This window comes from Micromonospora carbonacea (assembly GCF_014205165.1).
Classification (GTDB): Bacteria; Actinomycetota; Actinomycetes; order Mycobacteriales; family Micromonosporaceae; genus Micromonospora; species Micromonospora carbonacea.
Map to the genome: position 1 here is coordinate 3,227,928 of NZ_JACHMZ010000001.1, position 15,596 is coordinate 3,243,523.

Consider the following 15,596-nt stretch of genomic DNA (forward strand, 5'->3'; position numbering starts at 1 on the left):
GAATGACGGACACGTGAAGCTGGTTGTGTCCCCCGTACCGCCCGCCGGTAAACCCCACCGGCCGTGGCGGGTCCCGAGGGGCGCTCACCCCGGAGCGCGTCGTGACGACCGAAAGGGCAACCATCGTGAAGGCATCCTTCACTCGATGGCTCCCGGCCATCGCGAAGACCACGAACCGTAGGACCGTCCTGACCATCAGCGGCGTCGCCGTCCTCGGCGGCCTGGCGTTCGGCCCCACGGCCGTCGCGGCCCCCGTCACCACCGGCCCGCACGTCGGTGCCGTCGCCGCCATCGACCTGGCCACCGGCAAGACCCGGGAGGCCGCCACCGCCGAGTCCGCGCTGACCACCGGCGAGGACACCGCCAAGCCGACCCCGTCGACGGGCAAGCCGAGCCGCGACGAGCTGATCCCGCACGGCGTCGAGGGCGCGCAGTCGCGCATCCCGCTCGACGACGCGCAGGTGGCCAACGCGAGGGCCATCGTCGAGGCCGCCAAGGAGAGCGGCGTCGGCGAGCGCGGCGCGGTGATCGGCGTGGCCACCTCGCTGCAGGAGTCGAAGCTGTACAACCTCGGCCACCTCGGCGCGTACAACGACCACGACTCGCAGGGCCTGTTCCAGCAGCGCCCGTCGTCCGGTTGGGGCTCGCCCGACCAGATCACCGACCCGGAGTACGCGTCCAAGGCGTTCTTCGGGGCGCTGAAGAACGTCGGCGGCTGGCGGGAGCTGCCGCTGACCGCCGCCGCGCAGACGGTGCAGGTGTCGGCGTACCCGTACGCGTACGCCCAGTGGGAGGAGCAGGCCGCGGACATCGTCACGCAGCTGTGGTGAGGTGACGACACCCGAACGCCCCGTGCCGCCGGCACGGGGCGTTCGCCTCCCCGGGCGCGGCCCCGCGCCGCCGTCGGGGTTCACTGTCGCCATGGACGAGTCGATCTGGGATGCGGTACGGGCGGCGCGCGGGTGGCTCGACGCCGCCAACGGCGCCGGGGACGCGGAGTTGACCTGCCGGATCCTCAAGTTGACCGAGGAGGCCGGTGAGGCCGCCGGGGCGTGGATCGGCGTCCTCGGGCAGAACCCCCGCAAAGGGGTCACCCACACCCGCGACGACGTGACCGCCGAGCTGGCCGACGCCGCGTTCACGGCGCTGGTGGCGATCGAGAGCCTCGGCGGCGACGCCCGGGCCGCGCTGCTGGCGTGCGCCGCGAAGGTCCGCTCCCGGCAGCGGTGAGCAGCTCCCGGCGGCGGAAAAGATCCGCTGAGGGTCGCGGCGCGACGGGCGCTGGCCTATGTTCAGAACGTCAGCTTCGGTCGCCGGGGAGGGGGTGCGCGATGGGTCTGCGGACGTTCCTCGCGGGCTGGCCCGTCTACCGGCAGCTCACCGGCACCGACCCGCTCGGCCGGGGCGCGGCGGCCCAGTCGGCCCGCTCGGCGGCGCTGACCGCCCGCACCGAGACCGCCGACAGCGTGGCCCGCTCCGTCTGCCCCTACTGCGCGGTCGGCTGCGGGCAGCGGGTCTTCGTCACCGACGGCCGGGTCACCCAGATCGAGGGCGACCCGGACAGCCCGATCTCCCGGGGCCGGCTGTGCCCGAAGGGCTCGGCCAGCAAGAGCCTGGTCACCAGCCCGCTGCGGCAGACGAGGGTGCGCTACCGCCGGCCGTACGCGACCGAATGGGAGGACCTGGACCTCGACACCGCCGTCGACATGATCGCCGACCGGATCCTCGCCGCCCGCGAGGCCACCTGGGAGGACGTCGACGACGCGGGCCGGCCGCTGCACCGCACGCTGGGCATCTCCAGCCTCGGCGGGGCGACGCTGGACAACGAGGAGAACTACCTCATCAAGAAGCTGTTCACGGCGATGGGGGCGCTCCAGATCGAGAACCAGGCCCGCATTTGACACTCCGCCACCGTCCCCGGTCTGGGGACCAGCTTCGGTCGCGGCGGCGCGACGGACTTCCAACAGGACCTGGTCAACGCTGACGTCATCGTCATCCAGGGCTCCAACATGGCCGAGGCGCACCCGGTGGGTTTCCAGTGGGTGATGGAGGCCAAGCGGCGCGGCGCGAAGGTCTTCCACGTCGACCCCCGGTTCACCCGCACCAGCGCGGTCGCCGACTCCTACCTGCCGATCCGGGCGGGCACCGACATCGCGCTGCTCGGCGGCGTGGTGCGCCACATCCTGGACAACGAGATGGACTTCCGGGAGTACGTGCTGGCGTACACGAACGCGGCGACGATCGTCAGCGACCGGTTCGCCGACACCGAGGATCTCGACGGCCTGTTCTCCGGCTACCGCCCCGACACCGGCTCGTACGACACGTCGAGCTGGCAGTACGCCGGCCACGAGGGCCACGCCGAGATCACCGGCACCGGCAAGGAGCGCGACAGCGCGGCCGGGCTGCGGCACGAGTCGCACGGCATGCCGGTGCCCGCGCCGACCCAGCGCGACGAGACGCTGCAACACCCGCGCTGCGTCTACCAGATCCTGCGGCGGCACTTCGCCCGCTACACCCCGGAGATGGTGGAGCGGGTCTGCGGCATCCCGCAGGACAAGTTCCTGGAGCTGGCGAACGCGTGGGCGAGCAACTCGGGCCGGGAACGCACCGGCGCGCTGGTCTACTCGGTGGGTTGGACGCAGCACAGCGTCGGCGTGCAGTACATCCGCACCGGCGCGATCATCCAGACCCTGCTGGGCAACATGGGCCGCCCCGGTGGCGGCATCCTGGCGCTGCGCGGGCACGCCAGCATCCAGGGCTCCACCGACATCCCCACGCTCTACAACCTGCTCCCCGGCTACCTGCCGATGCCGCACCACGCCGACCACGAGACGTTCGACGACTGGGTCGACAGCATCCGCCACCCGGGCCAGAAGGGCTTCTGGGGCAACTCGCGGGCGTACGCGGCGAGCCTGCTCAAGGCGTACTGGGGGGACGCGGCGACGCCGGAGAACGACTTCTGCTACGGCCACCTGCCCCGGATGACCGGCGACCACGGCACCTACCAGCAGGTCCTCAACATGATCGACGGGAAGATCCGGGGCTACTTCCTGCTCGGCCAGAACCCGGCGGTCGGCTCCGCGCACGGCCGCGCCCAGCGCCTCGGCATGGCCAACCTCGACTGGCTGGTCGTGCGCGACCTGTTCCTCATCGAGAGCGCCACGTTCTGGAAGAACAGCCCCGAGGTGGCCACCGGGGAGATCGTGCCGGAGCAGTGCCGCACCGAGGTGTTCTTCCTGCCGGCGGCCTCGCACGTGGAGAAGGAGGGCACGTTCACCCAGACCCAGCGGCTGTTGCAGTGGCGGGAGAAGGCCGTCGACCCGCCGGGCGACGCGCGTTCCGAGCTGTGGTTCTTTTACCACCTCGGCCGGCGGCTGCGGGAGAAGCTGGCCGCGTCGCCGCACCCGCGCGACCGGGCGCTGCTCGACCTGACCTGGGACTACCCGACGCACGGCCCGCACGCCGAGCCCAGCGCCGAGGCGGTGCTGCGGGAGATCAACGGGTACGAGGTGGCCACCGGCCGCCCGCTGTCGGCGTTCGCGCAGGCCCGCGACGACGGGTCCACCGCGGTCGGCTGCTGGATCTACACCGGCGTCTACGCCGACGGCGTCAACCAGGCGGCCCGCCGCCGCTCCCGCCACGAGCAGGACTGGGTGGCGGCGCAGTGGGGCTGGGCGTGGCCGGCGAACCGCCGCACCCTCTACAACCGGGCCTCCGCCGACCCGCAGGGCCGCCCGTGGAGCGAGCGCAAGAAGTACGTGTGGTGGGACCCGGACGCCGGGGAGTGGACCGGTTACGACGTGCCGGACTTCGAGAAGACGAAGCCGCCCACCTACCGGCCCCCGGAGGGCGCCTCCGGGGTGGAGGCCATCGCCGGCGACGACGCGTTCGTCATGCAGGGCGACGGCAAGGCCTGGCTGTTCGCGCCCAGCGGCGTGCTCGACGGCCCGCTGCCGGCGCACTACGAGCCGGCCGAGTCCCCGATGCGCAACCCCCTGTACGGGCAGCAGGCCAACCCGACCCGCAAGGTCTACGAGCATCCGGTCAACTCGGTCAACCCGAGCCCGCCGGAGGCGCACAGCGGCGTCTTCCCGTACGTGTTCACGGTCAGCCGGCTCACCGAGCACCACACGGCCGGCGGGATGAGCCGCACGGTGCGCCCGCTGGCCGAGTTGCAGCCGGAGATGTTCGTGGAGGTCTCCCCGGAGCTGGCCGCCGAGGCGGGCCTGACGCACCTGGGCTGGGCGCACCTGGTCAGCGGCCGGGCCGTGATCGAGGCGAGGGTGCTGGTCACCGAACGGCTCACCCCGTTGCGGGTCGACGGCCGGGTCATCCACCAGCTCTGGCTGCCGTACCATTTCGGCACCGAGGGGCTGGTCACCGGCGACTCGGCCAACGACCTGTTCGGCATCACCCTGGACCCGAACGTGCTCATCCAGGAGAGCAAGATCGGCACCTGCGACGTGCGGCCCGGCCGCCGGCCCACCGGGCCGGCGCTGCTCGACCTGGTCGCCGACTACCGGCGACGGGCCGGGATGACCCGGCAGCGCCGGGTCCCGATCGTGACCACCGACGCGGCGGGCGGCGGCGACGCGGCCGGCAGCACCGACGAACGCTCGGCGGGCGCGTCGGCCGACGAGCACGAGCATGACGGGGGCGGGGATGCCTGACGCCGACAGCCGCCACGGGCCGCTGGACCCGGCCCCGGACGCCGGCTGGACCGACGCCCGGCCCCGGATGGGTTTCTTCACCGACACCAGCGTCTGCATCGGCTGCAAGGCGTGCGAGGTCGCCTGCAAGGAGTGGAACGACGTGCCCGGCTCCGGGCTGGACCTGCTCGGCATGTCCTACGACAACACCGGCGCGCTGACGGCGAACTCGTGGCGGCACGTGGCGTTCGTCGAGCAGCCCCGCCCCGCCGCCCCGGCGGCCGGGGCGCTGCCCGGCGCGTCGGCCGCCGCCGGCCCGCAGTTCCTCGGCATGCCCGGCGCGCGGCCGCCCGGCCGGGACACCGGCGCCCAGACCCGCTCCGACTTCCGCTGGCTGATGATGTCGGACGTGTGCAAGCACTGCACCCACGCCGCCTGCCTCGACGTGTGCCCCACCGGGTCGCTGTTCCGCACCGAGTTCGGCACGGTCGTGGTGCAGGAGGACATCTGCAACGGCTGCGGCTACTGCATCTCCGCCTGCCCGTACGGGGTGATCGACCAGCGCAGGGGTGACGGCCGGGCGTGGAAGTGCACCCTGTGCTACGACCGGCTCGGCGCGGGCCTGACCCCGGCCTGCGCGCAGGCGTGCCCCACCGAGTCCATCCAGTACGGCCCCCTCGACGAGCTGCGGGAACGGGCCGCGCACCGGGTCGCCACCCTGCACGAGCGCGGCGTGCCGCAGGCCCGGCTCTACGGCCACGACCCCACCGACGGCGTCGGCGGCGACGGCGCGTTCTTCCTGCTGCTCGACGAGCCCGAGGTGTACGGGCTGCCGCCCGACCCGGTGGTCACCACCCGGGACCTGCCCCGGATGTGGAAACGGGCCGGGCTGGCCGCCCTGGCCATGGCGGCGGCGGCCGTCGCCGCGTTCGTCGGAGGGTCCTCGTGAGCGCACCGCACCGGCCGGTCGGTGACCGGTTCCGCCGCTACCGCACCGGACGCGGCGGCGGGGAACAGCTGACCGTCCCGCCGGCCGAGTTCACCTCCTACTACGGCCGGCCCGTGCTCAAACCGCCGGTGTGGAAGTGGGACATCGCGGCGTACCTGTTCACCGGCGGGCTGGCCGCCGGGTCGTCGCTGCTGGCCGCCGGCGGGCAGCTCACCGGCCGGCCGGCGTTGCGCCGCGCCGGCCGGGTCACCTCGCTGGCGGCGGTCACCGCCAGCGCCTACTTCCTCGTCAACGACCTGGGCCGGCCGGCCCGCTTCCACCACATGCTGCGGGTGGCGAAGCCGACCTCCCCGATGTCGGTGGGCACCTGGATCCTCACCGTCTTCGGCCCCGCCGCCGGGGTCGCCGCCGTCGCCGAGGCCGCGCCGTGGCTGCCCGAACGGGGCGCGCTCGGCGTGGGGCGGCGGCTGCTGCCCGGCGTCGGGCGGGCCGCCGGCCTGGTCGCCGCCGCCACCGCGCCGGCCCTGGCCACGTACACGGGGGTGCTGCTCGCCGACACGGCCGTGCCGTCGTGGCACGAGGCGTACCCGGAACTGCCGGCCATCTTCGCGGGCAGCGCCCTGGCCAGCGGCGCCGGCGTGGGCCTGCTCGCCGCGCCCTGCGCCCAGGCCGGCCCGGCCCGGCGGATGGCCGTGGCCGGCGCGGCCCTGGAGCTGTGGGGCGCGCACCGGGTGGAGACCCGTCTCGGCCTGCTCAGCGAGCCCTACCGCACCGGCGCGCCCGGCCGGCTGCTGCGCGCCGGCCGGACGCTGACCGCCGCCGGGGTCCTCGGCGCGCTGGCCGGTCGCCGCAGCCGGCTGCTGTCCGGCCTGTCCGGCGCGGCGCTGCTCGCCGCGTCGGTCGCCACCCGGTTCGGCATCTTCCACGGCGGCGTCGCCTCCGCCCGCGACCCGAAGTACACGGTGGTGCCGCAGCGCGCACGCGTCGACCGTCGCGCCGCGCAGGGCTGACGCCCTCCCCGCACGCCGGGCGCGGCGCTGTGGTCAAATGGCCGGTGGAGGCGTTCAGGCGGCTGGTGCCCCTCCCGGTCTTCAAAACCGGTGTGGTCCGGGACCCGGGCCAGGCGGGTTCGATTCCCGTCCGTCTCCGCCAGGCACATTCGTGGGAAGGACGCGATGCGCGACGCCGATCCCCGCCGGCGGGTCCCGCGCACCGACGTCCTGCTCGCCGACCCGGGCCTGGCCGCCGCCGCCGACCGGCTGGGCCGCGACCGGGTCAAGGCCGCGATCGTCGCCGCGCAGGCCCGCGCCCGCGCCGGTGAGATCACCCCCGATCGGGTACGCGATGCCGCCCTCGCCGCGCTGCCCACCGCGACGCCGGCGGCGGTGCTCAACGCCACCGGTGTCGTCCTGCACACCAACCTGGGCCGGGCCCCGCTGTCGGCCGCCGCCGTGGCCGCCGTGGCCGCCGCCGCCGGGCACACCGACGTGGAGCTGGACCTGACCACCGGCCGCCGGGCCCGGCGGGGCCGCGACGCCCTCGCCGCGCTGGCCGCCGCCGTGCCCGACGCGGGGGGCGTGCACGTGGTCAACAACGGCGCGGCGGCCCTCGTCCTGGCCGCCACCGCCCTCGCCGCCGGCCGCCAGATCGTGGTCAGCCGGGGCGAGCTGGTGGAGATCGGCGACGGGTTCCGCCTGCCCGACCTGCTGGCCAGCACCGGCGCGCGGCTGCGGGAGGTGGGCGCCACCAACCGCACCACCCTCGCCGACTACGCCGACGCGGTCGGCCCCGACACCGGGTTCGTGCTGAAGGTGCACCCGTCGAACTTCGTGGTCACCGGCTTCACCAGCGCCGTCGGCGTCGACCGGCTGGCCACCCTGGGCGTGCCGGTCGTCGCCGACATCGGCTCCGGGCTGCTCGCGCCCGACCCGCTGCTGCCCGCCGAGCCCGACGCGGCGGGCACGCTGCGCGCCGGCGCGCACCTGGTCACCGCCAGCGGCGACAAGCTGCTCGGCGGCCCGCAGGCCGGGCTGCTGCTCGGCGACGCGGGCCTGGTCGACCGGCTGCGCCGGCACCCCCTGGCTCGCGCCCTGCGGGTCGACAAGCTCACCCTCGCCGCGTTGGCGGCCACCCTGCACGACCCCGACACCCCCACCCGGGCGGCCCTGCACGCCGACCCGGCCGCCCTGCGGCGGCGCACCGAACTCCTGCGCGACCGGCTGACCGCCGACGGCTGCAAGGCCGAGGTGGTGCCCACGGCCGCCGTGGTCGGCGGCGGCGGCGCGCCGGGCGTCGAGCTGGACTCGTGGGCCCTGGCCCTGCCCGAGCGGTACGCCCGGCCGCTGCGCCTCGGCCACCCGCCCGTGCTCGGCCGGGTGGCCCGGGGCCGGCTGCTGCTGGACCTGCGCTGCGTCCCCGCCACCGCCGACGACACGCTGCGGGCCGCCGTGCTGGCGGTGCCCTGACGTGCGGGTGGTGGCCACCGCCGGGCACGTCGACCACGGCAAGTCCACCCTGGTGCGGGCGCTCACCGGGATGGAACCGGACCGGTGGGCCGAGGAACGCCGCCGGGGCATGACCATCGACCTCGGCTTCGCCTGGACCACGCTGCCCTCCGGCGGCACCATCGCGTTCGTCGACGTGCCCGGCCACGAGCGGTTCGTGCCGAACATGCTCGCCGGCGTCGGCCCCGCGCCCGCCGCGCTGTTCGTCGTCGCCGCCGACGAGGGCTGGATGCCCCAGTCCGCCGAGCACCTGGCCGCGCTGCACGCGCTCGGCGTCGCGTACGGGCTGCTGGTGGTGACCCGCGCGGACCTGGCCGACCCGGGGCCGGCGCTGGCCCAGGCCCGCGCGCAGCTCGCCGCCACGTCGCTGGGGGACGTGGAGGCCGTCGCGGTCAGTGCCGTCACCGGGGCCGGCCTGCCGCAGCTGTGGGCGGCCCTGGACCGCCTGACGGCCCGGCTGCCCGACCCGCCGGCCGACGCGCCGGTGCGGCTGTGGGTGGACCGGTCGTTCACGATCACCGGCTCCGGCACCGTGGTCACCGGCACCCTCGGCGGCGGCCGGCTGGCCGTCGGCGACCACCTGGAGCTGGCGGGCATCGGCGAGCAGGTGCGGGTGCGGGGCCTGCACCGCCTCGGCGCAGCCCGCGACCGGGTCGACGCGGTGGCCCGGGTCGCGGTGAACCTGCGCAACGTGCCCCGGGACCGGCTGGGCCGCGGCGAGGCGCTGCTCACCCCCGGCCGCTTCGGCCGCGCCGACCTGCTCGACGTGCGCGTCACCGGGGAACCGGCGGCCGACCTGCCGGCCACCCTCACCCTGCACGTCGGCTCCGCCGCCGTGCCCGCCCGGGTACGCCCGCTGGGCGTCGACACCGTCCGGCTGCGGCTGGCCCGGCCGCTGCCGCTGCTCGTCGGCGACCGGGCGCTGCTGCGCGACCCCGGCCGGCACCTGATCGCCGGCGGGGTGACCGTGCTGGACGTGGCCCCGCCGCCGCTGGCCCGGCGTGGGGCCGCCGCCGCCCGCGCCCGGGTCCTCGCCGGCCTCGACGGCCGCCCCGACCTGGCGGGGGAGCTGCGCCGCCGCGCCCTGGTCCGGGCGGGGGAGCTGACCCGGATGGGGGTGCCCGTGACCACCGCCCCCGTCGCCGGGGACTGGCTGGCCGACCCGGAGCACTGGGCGGCCCTCGCCGCCCGGCTGACCGCCGAGACCACCCGGTACGCCGCCGCGCACCCCCTGGAGGCGGGTGTCCCCGTCGACGTGCTGCGCCACCGCCTCGGCCTGCCCGACCGGGCCCTGGTGGAGGCCCTCGTGCGCCCGCCGCTGCGGGTGACCGCCGGGCGGGTCACCGCATCGGCCGGCGACGCGCTGCCCGAGCCGGTGGCCCGCGCGGTGGCCCGCGTCCGCGCCGAGTACGCCGACCGGCCGTTCCGGGCCCCGGAGGCGCACCGCCTCGCCGAGTGGGGGCTCGGGCCCCGGGAACTCGGGGCGGCGGTGCGGGCCGGGGCGCTGCTGCGGCTGGCCGACAGCGTGGTGCTGCTGCCCGGCGCCGTGGACGCCGCCGCCCGGGTCCTCGCCGGGCTTCCGCAGCCGTTCACGCTCAGCGCCGCCCGGCAGGCCCTGGACACCACCCGCCGGGTGGCGGTGCCGCTGCTGGAGCTGCTGGACCGACGGGGCGTCACCCGCCGCCTGCCCGACGACGCCCGCAGCGTCGTGTCCCCGCCCCCCTGACGGGCCGGGGACGCTTTGTTGCGGGGTGCTGCGATCGTGGCGTGGTGACCGATTCGGCTCCCGCCTCCGCCAGCGGGGGCCGGTGGGGCCGGGTGTTCCTCCTGACGATGGTGCTGGGCTGGGTGGCCTGGGCCGTGCTGGCCTGCTGGGCCGCGCCCCGCGAGTCCGACGTCGGGCAACTGGCGCGTGACGTGGCAGCCGGCCGGGTCGTCACCGTCCAGCGCGGCGACGGCTGGCAGCGCCCGGGTGCCTTCTGGGGCGCGACGCCGAACCTGCGCCCCGGCCCGCGGGGCCCGACGCTCGCCTGGAGCCTGCCCGACGGCCGGATCCGCTACGCCGACGTGGGGGTGCCGCTGGGCGACCCGGAACCCGCGCCGCACGGGCCGGACGGCCGCCTGACGCGCGTCGCGGAGACCTGGCCGAGCACCTCCGCGCCCGCGCACCGGATCGCCGCCGCCGCGGAGGTGCTCGCCGCCGTCGTCGTGCTGGGTTGGTTGGCGGTCCTCGTCGCCGGCCCCGACCCGGTCGTCGGCACCCGCTGGTTCTGGTTCTGGCTGGGCTCGCTGCCGTTCGGGGTGGGCGTGCTCGCCTGGCTGTACCGGGAAAGGTGGCGAGCGCCGTACCCGCGGTCGGGAGCCGGGCCGCCGCCGGCCGTCGCGCGCCGGTCGGGATGGGTCGGCCTGGGGTGGACCCTGCTGGCCAGCCTGGGGCTGTCCCTCGCGGTGGCCGCCGTGCGCGGCCTGCTCGGCGGCGCGCTGGTCCCCGGCTGACCGGGCGGGTTCGGCGGCAACGCCACCTGCGTGGTGGGGCGGTGGCCTAGCGTGGCGGTCATGGACCCTTCGGCGGTCTGGCGGGACAAGAGCCACCGGTGGCGGATCGAGGCGTACCGGGCGCCGGACCTGCGCTTCGCCATCTTCGCCACGAACGGCCCCACCGAGTCGGCCCCGCTGTGGCTGTTCGGGATGGCGGCGCTGGCCCGCTGGCTGATGACCCACGCCATCTCCCTCGACGACCTGGAGACCGACTGACCGACCCCGGTCGAGTGAAAAGACCGTTTCGCCCACTTCGGCGCGGGTGGGCTCCGTACCGTGCGGGGGGTGAAGGACCGGGGAATGCGGACGGTCGTCGCGGTGCTCGCCGGCCTCGCGGTCATCTACTTCGGCAGCCGGGGCCGCACCGCCGACGACGGCGGCGGCGTGTCCGGCGGCGTGGTGATCCTCGCGGTGCTGGCCGCCGCCCTGGCCTGGCACCTGACCAGGCCGGGCGACAACGCGGCCAAGTGACGCCCACCGCCCCCGGCTGCGGTCTCAGCGGGCGGCGGCGCGCGTGACGTCCCGCGCGCAGTCCTCGTCCAGGGCCACCCGGACCAACGCCGAGGCGAGCCGGCCGAAGTCCGCCCCGTCGACCAGCCCACCCAGCCCGCGCGGGTCGGCCGGCAGCCCCAGCAGCCCGGCCCCGGCCAGGGCACGCCGGTCGGCGTACGGGCGCACGTCCGCCCAGACCGACTGCGCCTCGCGCAGGAAGATGTCCGCACCGGTCGGCCCGATCCCGGGGAACTCGGTGAGCAGCCGCCGCAGCGCCGCCGGCGACCCGCCGGACTCCCGGTGCAGGCGGCGCAGGTCGCCGCGCCAGCGGTCCAGGCACAGCCGCGCCCCGTCGCCGAGCATGGTGGCGGTGCGCTCGTCGTAGCGGCGGTAGTGCCCCCGGCCCAGCGCGTCGACGCGGGCCTGCCAGCTCGCCGCCGCCATCGCCTGCGGCGTGCGGTAGCCGCAGGCGAACAGCTCCCGGGCCGCCGCCACCGCCACGCCTGCCCGGATCCGGGTGCTCAGCAGCGTGGCCAGCACCAGCAGCTGGTACAGCGGGCCGGGCCGGTCGGCGAGCCGGATGCCGGCCTCCTGCGCGTACGTGCGGCCCTGCTGTTCCAGCAGGACCCGCACGGTCCTCCGATCGTCTGCCACGCCCGCGGGATACCCACCCCGCAGCCGCCCACCCGCACGATTCGCGGTCCGCGGTTAGGAGGGGACCCCTGTACAACAGAATCCGTTAACAGGGGGCCCTTCCTTACGTCAGGGCCGCAGCCGGTTCCAGGTGGTTGCCGCCGCCATCCCGTACGCCAGGTGTGGCACCGCGTCCGACAGCCAGTCCGTGCGGCTCCACCGGCGCGGGTCGGTCACGCCCAGCGCCGTCATCGACGCGTCGGAGGCGGCCATGACGCCCCCGCCCAGCAGCAGCACCGCCACCGGCAGGGACGGGGTGCGCCGACGCGCGGCCAGCACGGCGAACACGACGCCGGCGGCGACGCCCAGCCCGTACCCGAGCAGGGGCCCGAGGCCCGCGCGGCGGTTGGCCGCCCGGTCCTCGGGCCCGAGGTCGACGTGCGCCAGCCCGGCCACGTGCCGGGCGGTCTCCTCGGGGGTGCTGCTCGCCGGTCGGGCGCGCAGCACCATGTCGACGTAGCTGACGACGTTGAGCGCGACGCTGCCGACCGCGCCGGCGACGGCCCCGTCGACAACTGGCGTCCGGTTCACTTCGGGTCGCCCGGTTCGCGTTCGCCCTTCGGACCGTACGTCCGTTCGCCCCGCACGACGCCGCGTTGTCCCCGGTCGTCCTGCAGGATCCGGTTGGCGGCCCGGTTGGCCTCGGCGTCGGCCGCCCGTCCGGAGTTCTCGATCAGGTCGCGCAGCCGCGCCCGTTGCTTGTCGTACGCGTTGCTGCCCGGTCGTGGTCCTGGCATCGCCGCCTCCTGCGGTGGTGGGGCCGTTGGCGCAGGTCGTCTACCCGCCTGCGCCGCGGCCAACCGCCCCCGGTGGCCGCCGGTCAGGCCGGGGCGCGCACCACGGCGACGGGGCAGTCGGCGCGGTGCAGCACGGCGTGGCTGACCGAGCCGAGGAGCAGACCGGTGAGCTCGCCGTGGCCGCGCCCGCCGACCACCAGCAGCTGGGCGTCGCGGGAGGCGTCGGTGAGCGCGGCGACGGGCCGCCTGTGGGCCACCACCGCCTCGACGGGCACCTGCGGCCAGCGGTCGCCGACCCCGGCGAGGGAGTCGGCCAGCATCCGCTGTTCCTCGCCGCGCAGCCGGTCCTCGTCGTAGACGAGGGGTTGCATGTCGCCGGGCCCGGCGGAGGCGGGGTGCCGGTAGGCGTGCACCGCGCGCAGCGCGACGCCACGCGCCGCCGCGGCCTCGGCGGCGAACTCCACGGCCGCCCGCGACAGCGCCGAGCCGTCCACCCCGACCACGACCGGCCCGCCCGGGCGCGCCGCGCCGCGGGCCACCAGCACGGGACAGTCGGCGTACGCGGCGACCTGCACCGCCACGGAGCCGAGCACCAGCGCCCCGAACCCGCCCAGCCCCCGGTCGCCGACGACGACCAGCACGGCGGTGGGGGACTCGCCGACCAGCACGGCGGCCGCCTCCCCGTCGATGATCTCCCCGGTGACCCGCAGGCTCGGCGCGGCCTGCTCGGCCTCGGCGACGGCGTCGGCCACGAGTTGCCCCGCCTGCTCGCGCAGCCCGGCGCCGGGCGGGGCGCCGGCCGCCGGGCCGAGCGGCACCCGCAGCAGCGGCCAGATGAAGCCGTGCACCACCCGCAGCGGCCGGTCCCGGCGGGCCGCCTCCGCGGCGGCGAGCCGCACGGCCCGCAGGGACGACGGCGAGCCGTCCACGCCGACCACCACCGCCGCGCCGCTGGCCGCGTTCACCGCCGTACCTCCTCCGCCGTGCGTCCGCGGTCAGTATCGCGGCCCGCCGGCCGTCGCCGGAGCGATACCGCGCAGGCCCCGGGGCCGATACGGTTGCCGGACGTCCCCGCCGGGGGCCGGCGGGCATCGTCGCGGTGACGCTCCGACGGCCCGCCGGCGGACCTGCCGGACGCCTTTCACGGCGGGCTCGCCGTCCGGCGCGCCGACTGATGCGCCGACGCCCGCGACGCCGCAGTCGCGCGGCCCGGTGACGCGCCGGGGAGGTTCGGGGTGACCGTGCCCGTCGGCTGACCGGAGCCCTCCGTATGATGCTTGCCCTACAGCAAGAGTTGTCGGAGGGTGATCATGCCGGAGGCGTCCGGAACGGTGTCCCGCGCGCTGCGCGAGGCGCCGCCCGACCGGTTGGCGGAGGCCGCCGACCGGGCGATCCGCGCTGCTCTCGGCGCGTCCCGGACCGACGTGTTCGTCGCCGACTACCGCATCAGCGGCCTGTGGCCGGTGCTGGACCCGGACCTGCCCGACGCCGGGTTCCTCGCCTGTCACGGCGTGGCGCAGCGCTGCTTCAGCAGCCAGCAGCCGGTCCTCGACAGCGGGGACGACGGCCGCTGCCGGGTCTACCTGCCGCTGACGGTGTGGGGCGAGCGCCTCGGCGTGCTCCTGGTCGAACTGCCGGCCGCCCCGGCCGCGTCGACCGTGGAGGCGGCCCGGGACATCGCCGGCGAGCTGGCGCTGGCGCTGCGCGCGGCCGACCGGGGGACCGACCGGTACCGGCGGGCCCGCCGCCGCGAGCGGCTGAGCATGGCCGCCGAGATGCAGTGGGACCTGCTGCCGGGGCGCAGCGTCACCCACGGCGCGTTCCTGCTGGCCGGGCAGCTGGAGCCGGCGTACACGGTGGGCGGCGACCATTTCGACTGGTCCGTCGACGGGGACCGGCTCGCGCTGACCGTGCTCAACGGCGCGGGCACCGGCCTGTCGGCGTCGCTGCTGACGGCGGTGGCGGTCAACGCGATGCGCAACGCCCGCCGCTCCGGCGGCGGCCTGGTCGAGCAGGCCGAACTGGCCTCGGACACGGTCTTCTTCCAGCACCGCGGCGAGCGGCACGTGGCGACGCTGCTGCTGGAGCTGGACGCCACCGACGGCCGGGTCCGGGCCGTGGACGCGGGCTCGCCCCACGTGCTGCGGCTGCGGGGCGGTTCGGTGCAGCGGGTGCCGCTGGAGCAGCAGCTGCCGCTGGGCATGTTCGCCGAGACCCGCTACGAGGTGCAGGAGTTCACCGTCGAACCGGGCGACCGCCTCTTCGTGGTCAGCGACGGCGTGTACGCGGCGGCGCCGGGCGGCGGGGAACCGTACGGCGAGCGGGCCATGGCGCGCTCGATGCGCGCGACGCGCTTGCAGCCGGCGACGGAGGCAGTTGGTACGGTGATGCGCGGGCTGCAGTCCTATCACGCCGACGCCGATCTGCGTGACGACGCGGTGGTCGTCTGCCTCGACTGGCGCGGCCGGGCCGGTGGTCCGGGCGGCGGGGCGCGGTGACGGGGCGGTAGCGGGACACGGACATCGCAGGGGACGTCGGGTGGAGCAACCGGATCTCGCCGCGGCGATCGACGCCGCAGCCGAGGCGCTCGTACGCGTGCTCGACCCCACGGGCTCCCGGCACCAGATGACGGTGTCCCCCACGCAGCTGCGGGTGCTGTCGCTGCTCAGCGCCCGTCCCCGCACCAACGTGAACCGCCTCGCCGAGCTGCTCGACGTGGTGCCGTCGTCGGCCAGCCGGCTGTGCGACCGGCTGGAGGCGATCGGGCTGCTGCGCCGGGTGGCCGACCCACGGGACCGGCGGGAGGTGCGGCTGGTGCCCACGGCGGCGGCCGAGGCGCTGCTGCGGGAGCTCACCGAGCGCCGGCACCGGGCGGTCCGCGCGGTGCTGGAACGGATGCCGTCGCGTACCCAGCACGAGCTGCTGTTGTCGCTGCTGGCATTCGGTCAGGCGGCGGCCCCGACGCCGGCGGCGGTCCAGCCGGAGCCGGGCACCCGGACCGCCTGAGCGCGCCGCCGCCACCCGCGACGATCGC

Annotated in this window: 16 protein-coding genes and 1 tRNA gene; 13 read left to right on the forward strand and 4 right to left on the reverse strand. The window is 76.3% G+C overall.

Translation table 11 applies throughout. From position 1 onward, the window contains the following. Positions 1-125 precede the first annotated feature (125 nt). The 11 genes from HDA31_RS13965 (at position 126) to HDA31_RS14020 (ending at position 11,111) form a co-directional block, all read left to right on the forward strand. Positions 126-830, forward strand: a complete 705-nt coding sequence (locus HDA31_RS13965; protein WP_178065405.1) for a hypothetical protein — start codon at positions 126-128, stop codon at positions 828-830. A 91-nt stretch (positions 831-921) separates the two neighbouring features. After that, positions 922-1,230, forward strand: coding sequence for a MazG-like family protein (locus HDA31_RS13970; RefSeq protein ID WP_074476371.1), 309 nt, complete (start codon positions 922-924; stop codon positions 1,228-1,230). Positions 1,231-1,331: 101 nt separating this feature from the next. Then, on the forward strand, positions 1,332-4,670 hold the full coding sequence (fdh, locus tag HDA31_RS13980; protein WP_246383973.1) for a formate dehydrogenase: 3,339 nt from the start codon (positions 1,332-1,334) through the stop codon (positions 4,668-4,670). Then, positions 4,663-5,598: a 4Fe-4S dicluster domain-containing protein gene (locus HDA31_RS13985; protein ID WP_178065408.1), complete on the forward strand. Its 936-nt coding sequence runs from the start codon at positions 4,663-4,665 to the stop codon at positions 5,596-5,598. Before fdh ends, HDA31_RS13985 begins: the two co-directional genes overlap by 8 nt. Further along, the gene (gene nrfD / locus HDA31_RS13990) at positions 5,595-6,608 is read left to right on the forward strand and encodes an NrfD/PsrC family molybdoenzyme membrane anchor subunit (RefSeq protein WP_178065409.1); all 1,014 of its coding nucleotides are present in this window, start codon (positions 5,595-5,597) and stop codon (positions 6,606-6,608) included. The genes HDA31_RS13985 and nrfD overlap by 4 nt, the downstream gene beginning before the upstream one ends. A 46-nt stretch (positions 6,609-6,654) precedes the next feature. After that, a tRNA-Sec gene (locus HDA31_RS13995) sits at positions 6,655-6,750 on the forward strand. A 23-nt stretch (positions 6,751-6,773) separates the two neighbouring features. After that, complete coding sequence (selA, locus tag HDA31_RS14000) at positions 6,774-8,063, forward strand: L-seryl-tRNA(Sec) selenium transferase (RefSeq protein WP_178065410.1); 1,290 nt, start codon at positions 6,774-6,776, stop codon at positions 8,061-8,063. 1 nt (position 8,064) lies between these two features. Beyond that, entirely contained in the window at positions 8,065-9,828 is a 1,764-nt protein-coding gene (selB, locus tag HDA31_RS14005; protein ID WP_178065411.1) for a selenocysteine-specific translation elongation factor, read from the forward strand. 44 nt (positions 9,829-9,872) lie between these two features. Next, positions 9,873-10,598 carry a hypothetical protein gene (locus HDA31_RS14010; RefSeq protein ID WP_178065412.1) on the forward strand — a complete coding sequence of 242 codons (726 nt, stop codon included), beginning with the start codon at positions 9,873-9,875 and terminating at the stop codon, positions 10,596-10,598. Positions 10,599-10,658: 60 nt separating this feature from the next. Further along, complete coding sequence (locus HDA31_RS14015; RefSeq protein WP_043969105.1) at positions 10,659-10,856, forward strand: hypothetical protein; 198 nt, start codon at positions 10,659-10,661, stop codon at positions 10,854-10,856. Between the two features lie 69 nt (positions 10,857-10,925). After that, on the forward strand, positions 10,926-11,111 hold the full coding sequence (locus tag HDA31_RS14020; protein WP_178062717.1) for a hypothetical protein: 186 nt from the start codon (positions 10,926-10,928) through the stop codon (positions 11,109-11,111). A 24-nt stretch (positions 11,112-11,135) separates the two neighbouring features. Here HDA31_RS14020 and HDA31_RS14025 read toward each other — a convergent pair whose 3' ends face one another. The 4 genes from HDA31_RS14025 to HDA31_RS14040 form a co-directional block, all read right to left on the reverse strand. Next, positions 11,136-11,786: a hypothetical protein gene (locus HDA31_RS14025; protein WP_178065413.1), complete on the reverse strand. Its 651-nt coding sequence runs from the start codon at positions 11,784-11,786 to the stop codon at positions 11,136-11,138. A gap of 108 nt (positions 11,787-11,894) precedes the next feature. Next, on the reverse strand, positions 11,895-12,356 hold the full coding sequence (locus HDA31_RS14030) for a hypothetical protein (protein WP_178065414.1): 462 nt from the start codon (positions 12,354-12,356) through the stop codon (positions 11,895-11,897). Then, positions 12,353-12,562 (reverse strand): phosphatidylethanolamine-binding protein, encoded by a 210-nt coding sequence (locus tag HDA31_RS14035; protein WP_178065415.1) that lies wholly within the window; start codon positions 12,560-12,562, stop codon positions 12,353-12,355. Before HDA31_RS14035 ends, HDA31_RS14030 begins: the two co-directional genes overlap by 4 nt. Before the next feature lie 83 nt (positions 12,563-12,645). Further along, positions 12,646-13,527 (reverse strand): universal stress protein, encoded by an 882-nt coding sequence (locus tag HDA31_RS14040; protein ID WP_178065416.1) that lies wholly within the window; start codon positions 13,525-13,527, stop codon positions 12,646-12,648. A 345-nt stretch (positions 13,528-13,872) separates the two neighbouring features. Here HDA31_RS14040 and HDA31_RS14045 point away from each other — a divergent pair, with 345 nt between their 5' ends. Both HDA31_RS14045 and HDA31_RS14050 read left to right on the forward strand, forming a co-directional pair. Further along, a complete protein-coding gene (locus HDA31_RS14045; protein WP_074476382.1) occupies positions 13,873-15,060 on the forward strand; it encodes a PP2C family protein-serine/threonine phosphatase in 1,188 nt (395 codons plus the stop codon). Between the two features lie 40 nt (positions 15,061-15,100). Then, entirely contained in the window at positions 15,101-15,568 is a 468-nt protein-coding gene (locus tag HDA31_RS14050) for a MarR family transcriptional regulator (protein ID WP_074476383.1), read from the forward strand. Positions 15,569-15,596 lie beyond the last annotated feature (28 nt).